The following is an 18550-nucleotide window of genomic DNA, read 5'->3' as shown; positions in this document are numbered from 1 at the left end:
TGTATATAGAGAGGGGGCAAGATATCATGTTTTGGAAGAAGAAAAAGTTAACCTATGAGCTACAGCAATCTCTGCAGCTTAATACGCCACTACAAGAAATGAGCTTCACTGTATTCGATACAGAAACAACAGGCTTTGCGATCGGGGCAGATGATAGACTAATCGAAATTGGTGCGGTGCAAGTGGAAGGATTCCATGTAACAGATCGGGTATTTCAATCATTTGTGAATCCTTTACGTGCGATTCCCCCCGTAATCAGCAAGCTGACAAACATACAGCAATCACAAGTCGATCAAGCACCTTTATCTTTGCCTGCTATTGAACAATACTTTGCATTTATAGAAGAAAATAAAAGCGGTGGCTGGGTAGGGCACCATGTGAACTTTGATGAAATGGTGATAAAAAAAGAACTGGGACGACAGAACTATACATTTGAAACTCCGACCTCTTTTGATACGATGCATTTAATTCGCTATTTGGATCCAGCAAGTGAACAGCAAGATTTAGAAGACTATGCACGGATATTTGGAACAGAAGTTTTTGATCGACATCGTGCGTTAGGTGACGCTCTCACCACCGCATATGTATTCACGGAATTGTTGAAAAAGCTAGATCGTCAAGGTATCAAGACACTTGCTGATTTATTGCGTATTAAAAATGGCGGCACGCATACATTTGTTTCCCAATCGTGATTCATACTGAACAGTCCATCATTCATGAAGATTCGAATGACGGACTGTTTGTGTTTATAAAATGATTTCTTCAGTTCATGTATTCATGCATATGCTATAGTAAATATACAACGTATTGCTGAACATTTTTAAGGAGCGTGACCAAATGAATAGGCGTCAGACGATTCTGTTGACCATAATCATTGTTGCTATTTTACTATACTGCTGGATTCTATTTTTCGAACTACCGGACAAAATGTCAATTGGTATGACGCAAGAAAATATAGAAATGGTCAGCAGTCAATTACTGTAGGAAGAGGTGTGCGTAAATGAAGATTGTCATTATAACTGGGGCGTCTAAAGGTATTGGACAAGAACTTTACAAGCAATTTATCGAATCTGGAGCGACTGTTTACGGTATGGCCAGAACAAATCCAGATCGATTGCAAGGAATACAGGAAGTAGATATTACAAACTTCGAAAAAGCTTCAAATGTGGTAACGGATATTGTGAACCGTCATCAAAATGAAGCTGAATCGTTCACCTTAATCAACAACGCCGGTGTTATTGATCCAATAGGTTTAGTAGGTTCGCTAAATGCGCGAGAAATTGAGAATGCAATACATGTGAATTTGACAGCTCCTATTCAATTATCGAATACGTTTATCGCAGAATTAGTAGAATTTCGAGGGGCGAAAAAGATATTGAATATCTCGTCTGGAGCGGGACGTAGTGCATATGAAGGATGGGCTATGTATTGCACAACAAAGGCTGGATTGGATCATTTTTCAAGAGTGATTGCAGTAGAACAGCAACAAGCGAAATATCCGGTAGGAATCGTATCTATTGCACCAGGAATTATCGATACAGGCATGCAAGAGACGATTCGTTCTTCTTCGAATGAACAGTTTCCTCATCTAGAGAAATTTATTGCCTTCAAAGAACAAGGACAGCTGAGCTCAGCCGCAGATACTGCTAGTAAACTACTACGTGTTATAAAAGAAACGGATTTTATTGCCGTGGAAGATCCTATTATGGATATTCGTCAGACTGGCTGGTAATTGTAGAAAATCCACTGTAACTTGAGTTATCAAGTCACAGTGGATTATAGAATGTCTACTTTTATTATGTATCCACTTTCCGAACTTGAGTAAAATCTTTCATTTTCTCCAGTGCAATTAAAAATGGAGGATTTCTTCTCTGGTTCAATAATTCATAACGAACAGCATGCACATCGCCTTGATGTAAAGTTTTCACATAGTCAAGTAAAGCATCGCGTTCTTCACTTCCGCCTTCATGCCCATCATAAACTGTAATGGTAATAATTCCAGACTTCTTCAGTAAGCCGAGAAGTGCATCGAGTGCGGCAATCGTGGATGAAGGCCTAGTGATAATACTTTGATCGTCACTGTATGGCAAGTATCCTAAGTTAAACATGGCGCCACCAATCTCATCACTTACATACTGTTGCACATTTGCATGGCTATCGAGAATTAAGGAAACGCGATCAGCTAAAGATCCCACATGTTGCTTGGTCGTATCGAGTGCTTGTTGTTGGATGTCAAATGCAAAGACTGTTCCATTATCGCCAACTAATTCAGCTAAGAACAACGTATCATTCCCATTGCCTGCCGTTGCGTCGACCACTGTCTCTCCTAGTTGTACTCGTTCTGAAATGAGTCGTTTTGCGATTGGCAGTACGCGGTGCAATAAAATCTCTGTCAATCGATATTCACCTCATGCAAATACTTTTTCCCTTGCCAACTGTCTCTTCTTTCGAGTTCCGCATCAATGCCATTCAGCACTTCCCATTTCGTAACACTCCACATAGGTCCTATCAATAGATCGATGGGTCCGTCTCCAGTAATGCGGTGAACAATCATCTCAGGTGGCATAATCTCTAGCTGATCCACCACCAGATTGATATAGGCTTCTTTCGTCAGAAATTCCAGCTTTCCTTTTTCATACTGCTTGACCATTGGTGTTCCTTTTAACAAATGAAGCAAATGAATTTTAATTCCTTGTACATCAAGCTTCGCCACAGCTTGTGCTGTTTCCATCATCATTTCTTCTGTTTCGCCAGGCAAGCCATTAATAATATGACTGCAAATACGAATCCCATGTTTCCGCAGTTTATCCACGCCTTCTTTGTAACACTCAAAATCATGCGCACGGTTCACCAATTTAGCAGTGGATTCATGAACGGTTTGTAAACCAAGCTCAACCCACAGGTACGTTCGCTCATTTAATTCTGCCAAATATTCTACAACGTCATCCGGGAGACAATCTGGACGGGTAGCGATCGAGAGGGCGACAACCCCTTCTTGTGCTAAAGCAGCTTCAAATTTTTCTTTAAGTACAGGGAGGGGAGCGTGGGTATTTGTGTAGGCTTGGAAATAGGCCATATATTTCGCGTCTTTCCATTTCCTTTGTGATCGTTCCTTAATTTCCGTGAATTGCACATCTATTGCGTCAACCCGGTCTCCGGCGAAATCTCCGGAACCCGCAACACTGCAAAATGTACAGCCACCATGCGCGACTGTACCGTCACGATTGGGACAATCAAATCCTGCATCTAGTGCTACTTTCGCAATTTTGCATCCGAATGTATCCTTTAAATGTCGAGACCATGTATGATACCGTTTCCCTTCGCTAGGGAACGGAAAGTTTGATTGAATCATCGTAGCCAGCTCCTTTACAACAGACATTGTACCACGTGTAACGATTATAAATCATACAAAAACCAATCTAACTTGCATGTATACGACAAAAAGCTACAGGGAAGACTTGTATTCAATACGGGATTCGGGTAAACTGAAGAAAATAATGAAGGCTTTGAATAGGATTAGTACTTCTACCGCTTATTTCTAGAGAGCAGACGATTGGTGCAAGTCTGTATAAACGAAGAAGGAACTCGCCTGTGAGCCTGTATTGGTGAACTAACGTAACTAATACCGTGATCCGCGTTAAGGAATCAAGTTGGACGGGTAAATCCGTCAATTTGGGTGGTACCGCGGGAAGCTATATTGGCTCTCGTCCCTTTATAAAGGGACGAGAGTCTTTTTATTTGAATTGGAGGAATTTTCAGATGAGTTACAAACACGTGCAAATTGAAGAAAAATGGCAGAAGTATTGGGACGACAACAAGACATATAAAATGATTAATGACCCGGCCAAGCCAAAGTTTTACGCTTTAGATATGTTTCCGTACCCGTCCGGCGCAGGTCTCCATGTCGGACATCCTCTTGGCTATATTGCGACAGATATTTTGAGTGCGTTTAAACGTAAGCAAGGTTATAATGTCCTGCACCCAATGGGATGGGATGCGTTCGGATTGCCTGCTGAACAGTATGCGATCGATACAGGAAATGACCCAGCAGAATTCACTGCGAAGAACATTGCGACGTTCAAGCGTCAAATGCAAGAACTTGGTTTCTCTTATGACTGGGATCGTGAAATTAACACAACAGATCCAAGCTATTATAAATGGACACAATGGATTTTTATTCAGCTTTATAAACGAGGACTTGCCTATATTGATGAAGTACCGGTCAACTGGTGCCCGGCACTCGGGACAGTTTTGGCGAATGAAGAAGTAATTGACGGATTATCTGAACGAGGCAATCACCCGGTAGAGCGCCGACCGATGCGCCAATGGGTTCTACGCATTACGGAATATGCAGATCGTTTATTGGAAGATTTGGATGATCTTGATTGGCCAGAAAGTTTAAAAGATATGCAACGTAACTGGATTGGTCGGTCAGAAGGTGCACAGTTGACATTCGAAATCGCAGACACTGATCTTTCTTTTGAAGCGTTCACGACACGACCTGATACAATCTTCGGTGCGACGTATGCGGTTCTTGCTCCTGAGCATAAATTGGTAGATAAGATTACGACAGATGCGCAACGACAAGCAGTGGAACAGTATATTGATACCGTGAAATCAAAGAGTGATCTGGAACGCACGGACTTAGCTAAAGATAAAACGGGCGTATTTACAGGTGCTTATGCGATCAATCCTGCAAGTGGCGAGAAAATGCCGATCTGGATTGCGGACTATGTCTTGGCCTCCTATGGAACGGGTGCGATTATGGCGGTTCCGGCACATGACGAACGGGATTATGAATTTGCTAAGACGTTTGATTTGCCGATTGTGGAAGTCGTGGCAGGTGGAGATGTATCGGAAGAAGCCTATACAGGTGACGGTGATCATGTCAATTCTGATTTCTTGAATGGATTAGGGAAAGATGAAGCGATTACGAAGTCGATTGAATGGTTTGAGAAGCAAGGGACGGGCGAACGGAAGATCACGTATCGTTTACGTGACTGGTTGTTCTCACGTCAACGTTATTGGGGCGAGCCGATTCCTGTTATTCATTGGGAAGATGGCACGATGACGACAGTTGATGAATCTGAGTTACCTTTGATGTTGCCGGTGACGGACAATATTAAACCAAGCGGAACAGGTGAATCACCACTTGCGAATATTGAAGAATGGGTGAATGTCGTCGATCCGGAAACAGGAATGAAAGGTCGTCGTGAAACGAATACCATGCCGCAATGGGCAGGAAGCTGTTGGTATTACTTGCGTTATATTGATCCAAATAACGACGAAATGATTATTGATCCTGAATTGGCTGAACGCTGGCTGCCGGTCGATATTTACGTAGGGGGAGCAGAGCATGCAGTTCTACACTTATTGTACGCTCGTTTCTGGCACAAAGTATTATACGATATCGGTGTCGTGCAGACGAAAGAGCCATTCCAAAAGCTCTTTAACCAAGGCATGATTTTAGGAGAAGGGCATGTGAAAATGTCTAAATCTCTAGGGAACGTCATTAATCCTGACGATATCGTTCATTCACACGGAGCCGATACATTACGCCTGTATGAAATGTTTATGGGACCGTTAGATGCTTCAAAAGAATGGTCGACAAACGGCTTGGATGGGTCACGTCGTTTCTTAGATCGGATATGGCGTTTATTAGTCAATGAAGATGATTCATTGACGGATAAATTGACAGATGAAACTGGCGGACCGTTGGAGAAGGTGTATAACCAGACTGTTAAGAAAGTCACTGAGGATTTTGAAGCGATGCGTAACAATACAGCGATCTCACAAATGATGGTGTTCATCAATGATTGCTATAAAGCGGATAAATTGCCGAAAGCGTATATTGAAGGATTCATTTTATTGATTTCCCCGATTACGCCTCACTTGGCAGAAGAGCTTTGGTCGAAACTCGGTCACACAGACACGGTTGCCTATGCACAGTGGCCAACGTATGATGAGACGAAATTATCCGATGACACGGTAGAAGTTGCGGTACAGATCAATGGGAAGATCCGTGCGAAAATCACTGTTTCAAAGGATAGTACAAAAGAAGAGTTGGAACAGGCAGCTTTAGAGAATGATGATGTAAAGCAGTGGATGGATGGTAAGGAATTAAAGAAAATCATAGCGATACCTGGTCGTTTGGTGAATATTGTAGCTATCGGGTAAATCGAATAAAAGTCGGTCAGAGAGCAGCTCTCTGACCGGCTTATTTTAGTTTTGTATGTTAGTAATATGCTCTTAAAACTTTAAATTAAAGTAACCCAGCGTTCATCCCGGCTAATCTACCCGTGACTAGCGCAGCTGTAATATTATATCCACCCGTGTAACCGTGAATATCAAGAATTTCCCCGCAGAAGTAGAGACCTGATTTTTTTCGCGATGCCATGGTCTTCGGTTCGATTTCTTTTACAGACACGCCGCCTCCTGTAACGAACGCTTTTTCGATTGGTTGTGTTCCCGTAATGTGTACAGGGAAAGTCTTGAGTAGTTTAGCCAGTTTGCGTATGGATTCCATTTTGATTTCTGCACCAACTTCAGTTTCGGAAACCTCTGCTTGATGTAATAAAAATAAAAGCCATCGCTCTGGTACTATTCCTTTTAACGAAGTCTTCACTTGTTTCTTCGACTCTTCTTTTAAAAGCTTTGCTATAGATTGTGTAAGTTGCTCTTCGTGCTGATCCGGAACAGAGTCGATTTGCAAAAGTACAGGTTGTTTTCCATTTTTCATTTGTTCCTTGACTACATATTGACTACAGCGTAAGATCGCTGGGCCGCTCAGTCCGAAATGGGTAAATAGCATGTCCATTTGATGGGTGACGAGTGTCTTCCCTTTTTTATTCAAAACGGACACTTTGACATCGCGCAACGCGAGACCCTGTAGTTCTTTTGAGAGGATAAAAGGTTCGCGTGATAACAAGGGAACTTCCGTTGGGTAGAGTTCCGTTATGGTATGACCCGCACGCTCAGCCCAAGGATAGCCGTCTCCTGTACTACCTGTTTGAGGAACTGCTTTGCCTCCAACCGCTACGATGACAGCGTTGGCTCTCAACTCTTCGCCATCATCTAAACGAACGCCGAGGATCTTTTCATCATTCATAAGCAATTTTTGTACTCGGCTATCCAAACGAACTTCTACGCCAAGTGCGTCCATTTGATTCAATAAGGCGTTGACGACATCTTTTGCTTTATTGGAGACAGGGAACATTCGTCCATGATCTTCTTCTTTTAACGGAACGCCTAAGCCTTCGAAAAATTGAATAATGTCTTGATTGTTGAAGACGGAAAATGGTCCATAAAGGAATCTCCCATTTCCGGGAATATGCTTAATGATTTCTTCTTGAGACAGGCGATTTGTGACGTTGCATCGGCCACCGCCTGAAATGGCTAGTTTATTGCCGAGTTTGCGTCCCTTTTCAAGCAATAACACCCGCTTGTTTTGTTCGGCTGCCGCAATAGAAGCCATTAATCCGGAAGGGCCGCCGCCGATCACAATTACATCATACATACTAGAACCACGCTTTCATTCGTTTTGATTTTTATTATACCACCAAGTTGGTTTCCTGCTGAATTAAGTTAAAGATTGTACAATCGCGAGCCGAGGGGTAAACTGTAAGATAGCTATTTAGAAATGGAAGGATTTAAATTATGGCATCGAATTTAATTAAAGGTACGGCAATTCTAACTATTGGTTTATTTTTGTCAAAGGCACTCGGTTTGCTTTATGTAATTCCGTTTTATGCGATTGTTGGAGAAAAAAGTGTCGGTCTCTATCAATATGCTTACATACCTTATAACTTGGCTCTTGCAGTGGCAGTTTCTGGAGCTCCTTTGGCCATCTCGAAGTTCGTTTCGAAATATAATGCTTTAGGGGATTATGCGACAGGACGAAAGTTGATGAAATCGGGAATGGTTGTCATGTCTTTAACGGGCGTGCTGTCGTTTCTTGCTCTCTATCTCTTGGCAACTCCAATCGCAGGGCTGGTTATAAAAGATGAGGAACAAATTTTCACTGTGCAAGATATTTCAACCGTCATTCGTTGGGTGAGTTTTGCCTTGCTTGCTGTTCCTTTACTTAGTATCGGTCGTGGATTTCTGCAAGGTTATCAAAAATTTGAACCCACTTCTGTTTCTCAATTATTAGAACAGATTGTGCGGATTGCCGTAGTACTTGTAGGTGCGTTTATTGTTGTCAATGTGCTAGGGTTATCTCCAAAAATAGCGGTCCAATTTGCAGTGTTCGCTGCATTTATCGGTGCGCTAGCAGGACTATGGAGTCTGTATTATTACTGGAAAAAGTATCGCGATGAATTTAATTATTTATTGTCAAATAGTCCACCGGCGAGTTCCGTTTCGCTTCGTCAAATTTATACGGAAGTGCTCGCTTACGTTTTGCCGTTCGTTCTAGTAGGTACCATCAATCCACTCTATCAATTTGTCGATATGGTCACTTTTAATGGTGCGATGAAATCAATTGGTTTGGCAAGTGTATCGGATTTGTATTTAACAAAGTTGAACTTTCTAACGCATAAAGTGGTGATGATTCCCGTCATGGTTGCCACAGGATTTTCAATGGCACTCATTTCCATCATTACGAGCTATTACACGAAAAACGATCAGAAGGGAATTACTCGGTCGTTAGATCAAACCTACCAGATCATGTTGTTCTTGACGATCCCGATGGTCATCGGACTCATCGTGTTGAACGATGAAGTGTATCAGTTTCTATATGAATACGACGTTGCGGGAGCAGGAGTGCTTGCTTCCTATGCACCCGTCGCCATCCTGTTTGCCATGTTCACGGTGACAGCAGCAATTTTGCAAGGTATTGATCATCATAAATGGATCGTCTTCACTTCGTTACTAGGATTATTGGTTAAGATGGTCATTAATATTCCGCTGATTAAGTTGTTCGAGACAAATGGAGCGATAGCAGCTACAGCGATTGGCTATGCAACAGCTGTCTGTATCAATTTATTGGTCATTAAAAGGGTATTGAACTATAAATCCCAAATGGTGATCAGACGTTTGATCCTAATCCTGATCTTCAATGCAATCATGTTCTTAGGTGTTTGGCTAACTAGTAAAGGATTGAACGCTTTACATGTGCCGGTTGGTCGTTGGCAGGCATTATTGTATGTACTTATCGGTACGGGAGTCGGCATGGCGATTTATGGATTTTTGGCATTCAAGTCAGGACTTGCACAACGGTTATTCGGAGATCGTCTGGCTCGAATTGCACAGCGTTTCGGTTTGGGAGGGTGACGAATGAGGCTGGATAAATTATTGTCTAATACGGGATATGGTACTCGTAAAGAGGTACGTCAGTTATTGAAAAAAGGAATGATTCGTGTCAATGGAGCGGTGATCAAGGATCCTGCTCTCCATGTGGATCCCGCAAAAGATACCATCACTTTATTGGGCGAAGATGTGGTGTATAAAGAATTTGTTTACTTGATGATGCATAAGCCGCCGGGTGTCATATCGGCAACGGAAGATAAGTACGATCGGACCGTAATTGATTTACTTGGAAGTGAAGAACGACATTTTCAACCATTTCCTGTTGGTCGATTAGATAAAGATACGGAAGGCTTGTTATTGTTGACCAACGATGGACAACTGGCACATCATTTATTGTCACCAAAAAAAGAAGTACCTAAAATCTATTTTGCCAAGGTATCCGGGCAAGTTACGGAAGAAGATGTGAATGAATTCGCAAAGGGTGTCATCCTTGACGATGGATATGAAACGAAACCAGGTGACTTGAAAATCCTCCAATCTGGGGATGTTTCAGAAATTGAACTGACGATTACCGAAGGAAAGTTCCATCAAGTAAAACGAATGTTTGAGTCTGTAGGGAAAAAAGTAGTCTATTTGAAAAGACTGACGATGGGCCCCCTTATTCTGGATAAGCAATTGAAGTTGGGGGAGTATCGAGAGTTGACAGATGAAGAACTATCGGAATTGCAAAAATTGGATAGCACCAAGCAAAAAGGCTGATGCGAAAGCGTCAGCCTTTTCATTGTGTACACTATCATAACTGTATAGGATATTAAATCAGGAAGGCAATTTCACTTTCTTGGAAGTCGTTGTCCATTCGCCACGGACTGAGCTCTTGATCAATTCGTTGTACTCTAAAACGTTTAAGTCACGCTGAGCGGTACGAGGAGAAATATTGAATTCCTCTGCCACATTCTCAGTCGTAACTGTTCCGTTATCCCGAATGAACAGATAGACATCTTTGATACGAATTAACATGCGATCGGTAGCTGGGTTCATCGAAGAAACCACTCCTTCATCTTCATAGTTTCACACCAACATTGCAATAGAAGACTGTTGGGTTATTCTCTGAGATTACCTTTCCTGATCCGCTCCTTTATGATAAGCTATGTCAGAATAGTGAGTGAAATGTTCTGACAATATAATTATAACGTATTTTCGGATAAATCGCACATATATTTACTTTGCTTGTGGACAGGAGAGAAAAAGATAGTTTTCCTTTATTTTATTAGATAAACATGTGAAAATAGGAACATAGGAAACTGACAGCATAATTTGGCTGGAACAGCTTTCATTTCAGAAGAGGTGATGGACGTATGAAGTGTTTTAAAGATGGGGAATTCCTAGCGATAGAAGAAGTGAAACTATCTGTGGACGATCGTGGATATGTGTTCGGTGACGGTGTCTATGAAGTGATAAAAGTATACGATGGCGTGCTGTTTACAGCGCAAGAACATCTAGAGCGTTTAATAGAAAGTGCAGCAAAGATACGCATGGTATTGCCATATACTGTCGAACAACTGATAGAGATTGCAGAGCAGTTGGTACAACAAAACAATTTGACAGTTGGCCATATTTATTTGCAAGTGACTAGGGGAGTAGCTCCTCGTGCGCATCAATTCCCGAATGAATTTGTGTCTCCCGTCGTCATTGGGTATACAGTAGAGAATCCAAGGCCGTTTGCACAGCTAGAAATGGGTGCTGCCATGAAATCTGTGGAAGATATGCGCTGGCTCCGTTGCGATATTAAAAGTTTGAACTTGTTGGGGAATGTACTTGCTAAGCAAGAGGCAGTGGAGTCAAACTGTCAGGAAGCGTTGTTTGTGCGCGATGGTCTTGTACGAGAAGGATCGGCTTCCAATGTATTTGGTATTAAAGATGGCGTGCTTCATACACATCCAGCCAACCACTTCATACTAAATGGAATTACCCGTCGAGTCGTCCTGCAGTTAGCGTCCGAACTTTCTATTCCTGTCAAAGAGAAAGAATTTACATTGACGGAAGCTCTAGAAATGGATGAGTTTTTCTTCACCTCTACAAATGCAGAAATTACGCCTGTTGTGACCATTGATCGCCAGCTAATCGGTGAGGGTGTTCCAGGACCACTCACTAGAAAACTGCAAAAAGCTTTCGATGCACAGCTACCGATGTTGCTAGCGGCTGGCCATGCTGATGAAAGGAATGCAAATGGCTCAGCTAGTTAAGCTAGTCGACTATGTCTCCCGTTACGAGAACGATTTGACGCGCTATCCGACACAATTTATTCGTCTCAAGCGCTATCAATGGAAACGAATCAAAAACCAATGGGAGCATGGCTTCGATCAATTCGAAGAGCAGGCGGCGACAATGCTAGAAGACACACAAGAGGATGCCAAATGGTATTCTCTTCTCTTTAAAAAATGGCGGAAACGGCGAGATGACGATTTTGTTGATGAAGAAGCTGATGAAGGGCCTGATGAAGAAGTAGAAACAGATCTTACGTTCCAGGCGGCGATTTCAGAGCGACCTTCAAGTATGGAGCAACTGAAAAAGTCTTACAGTGAACAATTATTTCAGTTCCAATTAAAATGGGCGAGTTCTACTTTGTATGATCGCTCGCGTGTAGATCCTAAATTTTTCTCAGATTCATTATTAAAACAATTAACGCAACGCTTACCGGATAGTTTCTTATTGTTTTATTATCCAATCGTAAAAGTGAATAAGGCGCCTATTGAATTGGATATTGTCTTGTTGTCACCGACGGCTTGTTATTGTATTACGGTTCTTGAAGATGAGCGAATGGCCGCTTATATAGGAAGCAGTGATCGATTTTGGCTGAAAAAATTTGGTGAGCAAGAATTGAAAGTATTGAATCCAAGTATTGCGCTAAATCGGATGGAAAAAGTAATTTCGTCATTTTTCAATGGAGCAAAAGTGGAACTGCCTATTAAGAAATTGATTATTTCGAGGAATGGTTATATCGATTATCCTGGCACACCTTATGAAATTACTTGTATTGATCGTAAGACTTATGATCAATGGCTGACACAGCTCAGTAAAAATCCAAGTCCAATGAAGCACACCCAGTTCAAAGCAGCTCAATCGATTTTAGACTATGCAGAAACAACTGCTATGAGCCGCTTATTTGATGCGGAAGAATCAGCGGAAGAACCAATAGAAGAATAAATGACAAAGAGAGAGTGTAGTAATTATGCGTTTACGAAACAAACCATGGGCGAAGGATTTTATGTCGGAACACCCGGATATGCTGATTATAAATCCTGAAGATATAAAAGGGGATTGGGCAGAAGAATTTGGCAATAGTTCTCCAATCCATATTGAAGTGGGAACAGGAAAAGGTCAATTTGTGATTGGTATGGCGCTTGCCAATCCCTCCATCAATTACATTGGGATTGAACATTTCGACAATGTTGTCGTTTCGGCACTGGAAAAGGCAATTGAAGCCGGTAAGCCTTCAAACCTTCGCTTATTACGTGCGAATGGTGAGAACTTGGAATCTATTTTCGAAAAAGCTGAGATAAATCGAGTGTATTTGAATTTTTCTGATCCGTGGCCAAAAACACGCCACGAAAAGCGTCGTCTGACCCATGCAAACTTTTTACAGAAATATGAAGGTATTCTTACACCGGGTGGAGAAATTCATTTTAAGACGGATAATCGCTCCCTCTTTGAATACTCTCTCGTGTCCATGACGGACTACGGCATGAAACTACTGTCCGTTTCATTGGATCTGCACGCAAACATGCCGGAAGACAATATTTTGACAGAATACGAAGAAAAGTTTTCAAGCAAAGGACAACCAATCTATCGTTTGGAAGCTCAGTATCAAGTTTAAGTAATTTTCTTCATAAGAGTTAGCACGATATGCTAGTTAATTTTCGCGGAAGGCAGGGCGACTCCGAAAGAAATCGTCCGCCTGAAGTGTGAATTAACGATTGCTAGAATGTGGTCAAATTAGAAATGTAGGGAGGAATTATTTTGGATCAATACACTTTTCATGATATGAAACTAACATGGCTAGATGGTGGCGTGAATTACTTAGATGGAGGTACTATGTTCGGCGTTGTACCTAAAGCTTTGTGGGCAAGACGATATGAACCAGATGAAAATAATTTGATTGAACTGCGGACAGACCCCATTTTAATTCAATACCAAGGCAAGAATTTATTGATAGATTCAGGAATTGGCAAAGGGAAATTAAATGAGAAGAAAAAAAGAAACTTAGGTGTCCGTGCAGAAACACGCGTGGAAGAAAGCCTGGAAGAGCTAGGGCTGACACCAGAAGATATCGATATCGTGATGATGTCACACTTGCACAATGATCACGCGGCTGGTTTGACACAGTGGGAAGGAGACCGACTTGTTTCCGTATTCCCAAACGCAACGATCTATACGTCTAAAGTGGAATGGGATGAGATGAGAGAACCGAATATTCGTTCACGCAACACCTATTGGCCAGAAAATTGGGAGCCGATTCAGGATCAAGTGCAGACATTTGAAAATGAATTAGAAGTGTTACCTGGAATTCTTATGATTCATACAGGAGGTCATAGTGATGGTCATAGTGTGATCAAGTTGGAGCAAGGTGGAGACACGCTAATCCATATGGCGGACATTATGCCGACACATGCACATACGAACCCACTTTGGGTGCTGGCTTATGATGATTACCCTATGGATTCAATCTTTGCAAAAGAGCGCTTGATGAAGGAAGCGCTTCCAAATAACTTTGGGTTTATTTTCTATCATGATGCCATATATCGCATGGCGAAATTTAGTGAAGATGGAAAACGAATTGTCGAAAGCGTTCTGCGTACTAGATAATGTGATACACTGCCAGATGATTGGTCTTGGCAGTGTTTTTTTGTGGAAAATGAAAAGGACACGGCTGACGATGTAACTCATCGACCGTGTCCTATTAGTAGTAGTTTTTATTGGCGAACTAGTTCTACAACAGTGCCTGTTTTTGCATCTGCTGCAAATTCGTATTGTTCAAGTCTGCCGTCTTTCATACGAGAAACCCCGCCACGATAAACTTCCATAGAGATTACGTGATTCGTATAAGGTTCCGGTTTCATGACGATCCAAGAACCATCAATTGGACCTTCTTCTTTAAATGCTTCTTTTACTTTTTTCAATACGTTATCGGCAGGTACTTGTTCATTTAGTTTATTGAATGCTTCATTTACCACCACACCTGCAGCAACTCCGGTTAAAATGCCAGCTAAAAATTCTTTTACTCTCATGGCCAATTACAGCCTCCTTCGCAAATCTTTTCTTATAGTGTACCATAGATTAAAAGAGCATGGCGATTCTAACGTCTTCCCTTTACTCTTCAATTGGCAGAACGCTATTCGTAATGATAAAGCAGTATTTTCTAAAGAGTTACGATCCACAGTCGCAGAAACAAGGGGAAGAACCTAATTAGTTTTCATCTGTTTACCATCTAGATATAATGCAAGTAGACATTAAAAAAGGGAGGTATTTATATGGAAAATGAAACCTTGGAACTATTTCGCACATTAACTGAACTTCCAGGCGCACCAGGAAATGAATATCGCGTTCGGTCTTTTATGCGTGAGCAGCTATCAAAGAACGCGGATGAAATGATACAAGACGGACTTGGTGGGATCTTTGGTGTTCGGCATGGTAAAGAAGATCAACCGAAGATTATGGTGGCAGGCCATATGGATGAAGTTGGATTCATGGTGACAGGCATTACGGACAACGGCATGCTACGTTTTCAGCCATTAGGTGGTTGGTGGAGTCAGGTGTTGTTAGCGCAGCGAGTTGACATCATAACGGACAAAGACGTTGTACAAGGAGTGATTGGATCAATCCCGCCTCACTTATTGAGTGAGGAAGCACGGAATAGACCAATGGATGTCAAAAATATGTTGATTGATGTCGGTGCTGATGATAGGGCAGATGCGGAGAGCTTTGGTATTCGTCCAGGTCAGCAGATATTGCCGATTTGTCCGTTCACACCAATGGCGAATCCGAAAAAGATCATGGCAAAAGCATGGGACAATCGATACGGATGTGGACTTGCGATAGAATTATTGCAAGAAGTGAAGAATGATACACTACCGAATACGCTTTACTCTGGGGCAACAGTCATGGAAGAGGTCGGCTTACGCGGTGCGCAGACAGCTGCTCGGATGATCAATCCAGACTTGTTCTTTGCACTGGATGCGAGTCCGGCAAATGATGCAAGCGGCAATAAACAAGAGTTTGGTCAATTGGGTAAAGGTACGTTGCTACGTATTTTCGATCGTTCCATGGTGACACATCGCGGTATGCGTGAGTTTGTGTTAGACATGGCAGAAACTCATAATGTGCCGTACCAATACTTTGTCTCACAAGGAGGCACAGACGCAGGTCAAGTGCATATTTCGAATGAAGGCGTGCCGAGCGCGGTGATCGGAATTTGTTCACGATACATCCACACAGCGGCTTCCATTATTCATACAGACGATTATGCAGCAGCAAAAGAACTACTTGTTCATTTAGTAAAAGCTTGCGATAAAACGACAGTTGATACAATTAGACAAAACAGCTGATCCGTTCAGATGAAAGAAAGGAGGGTGCTAGATGAAATTTGTACTTGGCTCGAAAAATCAAGCAAAAATGCGCGCTGCAGTGAGGACGATAGAACGCTATATTGACAATAGCAACGTTTCGTCTGCACCCGTTGCATCAGGCGTTAGTGCCCAGCCGATGAGCGATGAAGAAACGCGACAAGGCGCTATCAATCGTGCTGTCGCTGCCAGTGAACTGCAAGATGATACATATGGAATTGGATTGGAAGGTGGCGTCCGAATGATTGACCAGACGATGTATCTTTGTAATTGGGGGGCACTCGTTGCGCCGAATGGTCACATTTACACAGCTGCTGGGGCGCAAATTCCACTTCCAGAAGACTTAGCTGCCGAAATAAAAAACGGTACGGAATTGGGAGATGCAGTCGATCATTATTTCAAGAAACAGCAAATTCGCCTTTCAGAAGGTGCGATGGGAATGCTAACTGCACAAGTGGTTCCAAGAGATGTATTGTTTGAACATATCATGCAGTTATTGATCGGACAATATCTCTACAGTAATCCATCTTGTAGAGGAATATTGCAATAAAGGCAGCGTGCGATTAGAATAGGACTGATAGAAATTTGTACGGAGTAAAGAAGGGAGGAACCTAGATGTTCCGAAAAGGAAAGGGTGTTGTGCTATTGCTGCTAGCTGTACTCCTTGTAGGATGCAACCAGAAAGTCGAAGTTCGAACAGACGATGGTTTTCTTGCAGCGAAAGAAGCATTTGAGGCGAATGCTAAAAAGGCAAATGAATCTGTCGGTGATATACATTTCTATAAGCCGGCAACGATGAAAGTGGACAAGCAATCCACTTCACAGACAATTATCATGACAAAACGAAATGATTCATTTTATTTGACTGTCAATCCAAATGAAAAGAAAAATAGCCGTGTTACTTATGATTTATTACTGACAGAAGAGCCAGAAAACCTGGTGGGAGCACAAACTTTCACGAAAGATGATGCGTTTGGTTTTGTAGCGGTCATACAGAAAAGCGAGAAGTTGGTGGAACTGATTGCTGATGTAGGCGGTGCGAAAGTGGAAACTGTGACGAATGAAGAGAATGTAGGACCACATTTAGAAAAAATGATGGAAATTGCTCGTTCTGTACAGCAAGATATAAAATGATAAGGGTAAAATGAAAAGCGTACGGAAGGAGCTAGACACGAATGGAAGCAAATGATTTAGTGGAAGAACTCAAAGCTCGTTTGCCACAAGAGAATTTCGAATGGCAATTCGATCGTAGAGCAGATAAACTTCGGATTGTACATCATACCCTTCATAAAGGAATGGATATTTCATTGCCCGAGATTTTGGCGAAGTATGAACAGAAAAAAGAGCGAGCAATAGATGAAGTGGTTTATACGATTCAGGAAACATTTCGTGCGATGGAACAAGAACAGGCAATAGGGTTTGTTGGTGAAAGAAACATTTATCCAGTTATTCGTTCTACATCATTTCCTACTGAAAGTGCAGCAGGACAGCCTTTTCTGACGAAAGATCATACAGCAGAAACACGTATTTTTTATGCGCTAGATTTAGGCACTACCTATCGTCTGATAGATGAAAGTATGCTGTCTGAGATGGGAATGACTGCTCAAGAAGTGCAGGAAGTGGCAATGTTCTCTGTGAAAACGCTACCGACTGCTTGGAAAAAAGACAAAGTATCCGATAATATTTTTTATTTTATTAATAATAACGATGGCTATGATGCAAGTCGTATATTAAACCAACCTTTTTTGAAAGAAATGGAAAAAATGATAGAAGGCCATATGGTGGTTTCTGTACCACATCAAGATGTATTGATCATAGGCGACATTCGCAATGATACGGGGTATGATGTCATTGCGCAAATGGCGATGCAATTTTTTACGACAGGTGCCGTACCGGTGACTTCACTTTCATTTATCTATGAAAACGGTAAGCTGGAACCTATTTTTATTATGGCAAAAAATCGAGTAGCTAGAAGGGACAAGAAAAAATGAATGTATTTTATAACGCAGCAGGTGTAGGCGATGTTTTATTCGTTCAATTAACTACCGAAAGGGCTGCACATGTTCATTGCGAACGTAAAAATGATGTAGCGATTCTAACGGATGAGCAAACTGGAGAGGTAGTCGGTTTCAATTTATTTGATGTGTCTCGCTATTTCCCTGTTCAGGCTGAGGGGCAAGTAGAATTAACGGAAGAACTAGCTGAACAGCTACAACAGGCTCTCCAACAAAATGAAGTAGAGCTAAAGCTGGACGTAGATTTTAGTCCTAAATTTGTTGTAGGCTATGTAGCACAAAAAGAAAAACATCCAAATGCAGATAAATTGAACATCTGCCAAGTAGATGTGGGTGAAGAAACGTTGCAGATTGTCTGTGGCGCTCCGAATGTAGAAGCAGGGCAAAAAGTAGTGGTTGCTAAAGTGGGTGCAGTGATGCCTTCAGGAATGATAATTCGTGATGCGGAGTTGCGTGGCGTTCCGTCATCTGGAATGATCTGCTCTGCTAAAGAACTCGCGCTGAAGGATGCACCTAATGTAAAAGGAATCCTTGTGTTAGAAGATCAACACAAAGCTGGAGAACCTTTTGTAGGGTAATCAGCAACAATCATCTCAATCAGCTTTTGTACGAGGCTTCGTCTAGCTCGCTGCAAAAGCTTTTTTACATTTAGCTTCTCATATGTTA

The 18550-nt window shown here is 41.9% G+C and carries 20 protein-coding genes and 1 other annotated feature; of the genes, 15 read left to right on the top strand and 5 right to left on the bottom strand.

All coding sequences use genetic code 11. The features are described from left to right. The first annotated feature begins 26 nt into the window (after window positions 1-26). The 3 genes from GD002_RS02280 to GD002_RS02270 all read left to right on the top strand — a co-directional run bounded on the left by GD002_RS02280 (window position 27) and on the right by GD002_RS02270 (window position 1732). The gene (locus GD002_RS02280) at window positions 27-692 is read left to right on the top strand and encodes a 3'-5' exonuclease (protein WP_153730712.1); all 666 of its coding nucleotides are present in this window, start codon (window positions 27-29) and stop codon (window positions 690-692) included. Between the two features lie 145 nt (window positions 693-837). Then, window positions 838-984, top strand: a complete 147-nt coding sequence (locus tag GD002_RS02275; protein ID WP_153730711.1) for a hypothetical protein — start codon at window positions 838-840, stop codon at window positions 982-984. Window positions 985-1000: 16 nt separating this feature from the next. After that, window positions 1001-1732 carry an SDR family NAD(P)-dependent oxidoreductase gene (locus tag GD002_RS02270; RefSeq protein ID WP_153730710.1) on the top strand — a complete coding sequence of 244 codons (732 nt, stop codon included), beginning with the start codon at window positions 1001-1003 and terminating at the stop codon, window positions 1730-1732. 64 nt (window positions 1733-1796) lie between these two features. On the opposite strand, the gene GD002_RS02265 is transcribed toward GD002_RS02270, so the two are convergent. Together GD002_RS02265 and GD002_RS02260 are read right to left on the bottom strand one after the other, a co-directional pair. Next, window positions 1797-2396: a class I SAM-dependent methyltransferase gene (locus tag GD002_RS02265; protein WP_153730709.1), complete on the bottom strand. Its 600-nt coding sequence runs from the start codon at window positions 2394-2396 to the stop codon at window positions 1797-1799. Then, the gene (locus GD002_RS02260) at window positions 2393-3352 is read right to left on the bottom strand and encodes a TIGR01212 family radical SAM protein (RefSeq protein ID WP_153730708.1); all 960 of its coding nucleotides are present in this window, start codon (window positions 3350-3352) and stop codon (window positions 2393-2395) included. The genes GD002_RS02265 and GD002_RS02260 overlap by 4 nt, the downstream gene beginning before the upstream one ends. Window positions 3353-3497: 145 nt before the next feature. Continuing rightward, window positions 3498-3715: a binding site (T-box leader), on the top strand. A 44-nt stretch (window positions 3716-3759) separates the two neighbouring features. On the opposite strand from GD002_RS02260, the gene leuS reads away from it, so the two are divergent. After that, on the top strand, window positions 3760-6177 hold the full coding sequence (leuS, locus tag GD002_RS02255) for a leucine--tRNA ligase (RefSeq protein ID WP_153730707.1): 2418 nt from the start codon (window positions 3760-3762) through the stop codon (window positions 6175-6177). A gap of 85 nt (window positions 6178-6262) precedes the next feature. Here the strand turns inward: leuS and GD002_RS02250 are convergent, their stop codons facing one another. Next, window positions 6263-7516, bottom strand: a complete 1254-nt coding sequence (locus GD002_RS02250; protein WP_153730706.1) for a BaiN/RdsA family NAD(P)/FAD-dependent oxidoreductase — start codon at window positions 7514-7516, stop codon at window positions 6263-6265. 140 nt (window positions 7517-7656) lie between these two features. Here GD002_RS02250 and GD002_RS02245 point away from each other — a divergent pair, with 140 nt between their 5' ends. Then, complete coding sequence (locus GD002_RS02245) at window positions 7657-9273, top strand: putative polysaccharide biosynthesis protein (RefSeq protein WP_153730705.1); 1617 nt, start codon at window positions 7657-7659, stop codon at window positions 9271-9273. Window positions 9274-9276: 3 nt separating this feature from the next. Then, the gene (locus GD002_RS02240) at window positions 9277-10008 is read left to right on the top strand and encodes a pseudouridine synthase (RefSeq protein ID WP_153730704.1); all 732 of its coding nucleotides are present in this window, start codon (window positions 9277-9279) and stop codon (window positions 10006-10008) included. 57 nt (window positions 10009-10065) lie between these two features. Here GD002_RS02240 and GD002_RS02235 read toward each other — a convergent pair whose 3' ends face one another. Next, complete coding sequence (locus GD002_RS02235) at window positions 10066-10287, bottom strand: DeoR family transcriptional regulator (protein ID WP_153730703.1); 222 nt, start codon at window positions 10285-10287, stop codon at window positions 10066-10068. A gap of 317 nt (window positions 10288-10604) precedes the next feature. Here GD002_RS02235 and dat point away from each other — a divergent pair, with 317 nt between their 5' ends. From dat to GD002_RS02215, 4 genes are all read left to right on the top strand, one after another. After that, the gene (dat, locus tag GD002_RS02230; RefSeq protein ID WP_153730702.1) at window positions 10605-11492 is read left to right on the top strand and encodes a D-amino-acid transaminase; all 888 of its coding nucleotides are present in this window, start codon (window positions 10605-10607) and stop codon (window positions 11490-11492) included. After that, the gene (locus tag GD002_RS02225; RefSeq protein WP_228548259.1) at window positions 11461-12453 is read left to right on the top strand and encodes a nuclease-related domain-containing protein; all 993 of its coding nucleotides are present in this window, start codon (window positions 11461-11463) and stop codon (window positions 12451-12453) included. Before dat ends, GD002_RS02225 begins: the two co-directional genes overlap by 32 nt. A gap of 25 nt (window positions 12454-12478) precedes the next feature. Next, the gene (trmB, locus tag GD002_RS02220; protein ID WP_153730701.1) at window positions 12479-13123 is read left to right on the top strand and encodes a tRNA (guanosine(46)-N7)-methyltransferase TrmB; all 645 of its coding nucleotides are present in this window, start codon (window positions 12479-12481) and stop codon (window positions 13121-13123) included. A gap of 143 nt (window positions 13124-13266) precedes the next feature. Beyond that, window positions 13267-14112, top strand: coding sequence for a YtnP family quorum-quenching lactonase (locus GD002_RS02215; RefSeq protein ID WP_153730700.1), 846 nt, complete (start codon window positions 13267-13269; stop codon window positions 14110-14112). Window positions 14113-14219: 107 nt separating this feature from the next. Here the strand turns inward: GD002_RS02215 and GD002_RS02210 are convergent, their stop codons facing one another. Further along, window positions 14220-14534: a PepSY domain-containing protein gene (locus GD002_RS02210; RefSeq protein WP_153730937.1), complete on the bottom strand. Its 315-nt coding sequence runs from the start codon at window positions 14532-14534 to the stop codon at window positions 14220-14222. Between the two features lie 243 nt (window positions 14535-14777). Here GD002_RS02210 and GD002_RS02205 point away from each other — a divergent pair, with 243 nt between their 5' ends. From GD002_RS02205 to ytpR, 5 genes are all read left to right on the top strand, one after another. Next, a complete protein-coding gene (locus GD002_RS02205; RefSeq protein ID WP_153730699.1) occupies window positions 14778-15851 on the top strand; it encodes a M42 family metallopeptidase in 1074 nt (357 codons plus the stop codon). 31 nt (window positions 15852-15882) lie between these two features. Continuing rightward, entirely contained in the window at window positions 15883-16419 is a 537-nt protein-coding gene (locus GD002_RS02200; protein WP_153730698.1) for a DUF84 family protein, read from the top strand. Window positions 16420-16484: 65 nt separating this feature from the next. Then, window positions 16485-17003, top strand: coding sequence for a hypothetical protein (locus tag GD002_RS02195; protein WP_153730697.1), 519 nt, complete (start codon window positions 16485-16487; stop codon window positions 17001-17003). Window positions 17004-17044: 41 nt separating this feature from the next. Continuing rightward, window positions 17045-17860: a DUF1444 domain-containing protein gene (locus tag GD002_RS02190; protein WP_153730696.1), complete on the top strand. Its 816-nt coding sequence runs from the start codon at window positions 17045-17047 to the stop codon at window positions 17858-17860. Next, window positions 17857-18462, top strand: a complete 606-nt coding sequence (ytpR, locus tag GD002_RS02185) for a YtpR family tRNA-binding protein (protein WP_153730695.1) — start codon at window positions 17857-17859, stop codon at window positions 18460-18462. The genes GD002_RS02190 and ytpR overlap by 4 nt, the downstream gene beginning before the upstream one ends. Window positions 18463-18550 lie beyond the last annotated feature (88 nt).

Source organism: Sporosarcina obsidiansis (genome assembly GCF_009651005.1).
Classification (GTDB): domain Bacteria; phylum Bacillota; class Bacilli; order Bacillales_A; family Planococcaceae; genus Sporosarcina; species Sporosarcina obsidiansis.
This window is presented reverse-complemented; position numbering and strand designations above follow the sequence as displayed.

Excerpts from the sequence above, each read along its gene's own strand:
- GD002_RS02280 (WP_153730712.1), top strand. The coding sequence starts at position 27 with ATGTTTTGGAAGAAGAAAAAGTTAACCTATGAGCTACAGCAATCTCTG.
- GD002_RS02275 (WP_153730711.1), top strand. The coding sequence starts at position 838 with ATGAATAGGCGTCAGACGATTCTGTTGACCATAATCATTGTTGCTATT.
- GD002_RS02270 (WP_153730710.1), top strand. The coding sequence starts at position 1,001 with ATGAAGATTGTCATTATAACTGGGGCGTCTAAAGGTATTGGACAAGAA.
- GD002_RS02260 (WP_153730708.1), bottom strand. The coding sequence starts at position 3,352 with ATGATTCAATCAAACTTTCCGTTCCCTAGCGAAGGGAAACGGTATCAT.
- leuS (WP_153730707.1), top strand. The coding sequence starts at position 3,760 with ATGAGTTACAAACACGTGCAAATTGAAGAAAAATGGCAGAAGTATTGG.
- GD002_RS02250 (WP_153730706.1), bottom strand. The coding sequence starts at position 7,516 with ATGTATGATGTAATTGTGATCGGCGGCGGCCCTTCCGGATTAATGGCT.
- GD002_RS02245 (WP_153730705.1), top strand. The coding sequence starts at position 7,657 with ATGGCATCGAATTTAATTAAAGGTACGGCAATTCTAACTATTGGTTTA.
- GD002_RS02240 (WP_153730704.1), top strand. The coding sequence starts at position 9,277 with ATGAGGCTGGATAAATTATTGTCTAATACGGGATATGGTACTCGTAAA.
- GD002_RS02235 (WP_153730703.1), bottom strand. The coding sequence starts at position 10,287 with ATGAACCCAGCTACCGATCGCATGTTAATTCGTATCAAAGATGTCTAT.
- dat (WP_153730702.1), top strand. The coding sequence starts at position 10,605 with ATGAAGTGTTTTAAAGATGGGGAATTCCTAGCGATAGAAGAAGTGAAA.
- GD002_RS02225 (WP_228548259.1), top strand. The coding sequence starts at position 11,461 with ATGAAAGGAATGCAAATGGCTCAGCTAGTTAAGCTAGTCGACTATGTC.
- trmB (WP_153730701.1), top strand. The coding sequence starts at position 12,479 with ATGCGTTTACGAAACAAACCATGGGCGAAGGATTTTATGTCGGAACAC.
- GD002_RS02210 (WP_153730937.1), bottom strand. The coding sequence starts at position 14,534 with ATGAGAGTAAAAGAATTTTTAGCTGGCATTTTAACCGGAGTTGCTGCA.
- GD002_RS02205 (WP_153730699.1), top strand. The coding sequence starts at position 14,778 with ATGGAAAATGAAACCTTGGAACTATTTCGCACATTAACTGAACTTCCA.
- GD002_RS02200 (WP_153730698.1), top strand. The coding sequence starts at position 15,883 with ATGAAATTTGTACTTGGCTCGAAAAATCAAGCAAAAATGCGCGCTGCA.
- GD002_RS02195 (WP_153730697.1), top strand. The coding sequence starts at position 16,485 with ATGTTCCGAAAAGGAAAGGGTGTTGTGCTATTGCTGCTAGCTGTACTC.
- GD002_RS02190 (WP_153730696.1), top strand. The coding sequence starts at position 17,045 with ATGGAAGCAAATGATTTAGTGGAAGAACTCAAAGCTCGTTTGCCACAA.
- ytpR (WP_153730695.1), top strand. The coding sequence starts at position 17,857 with ATGAATGTATTTTATAACGCAGCAGGTGTAGGCGATGTTTTATTCGTT.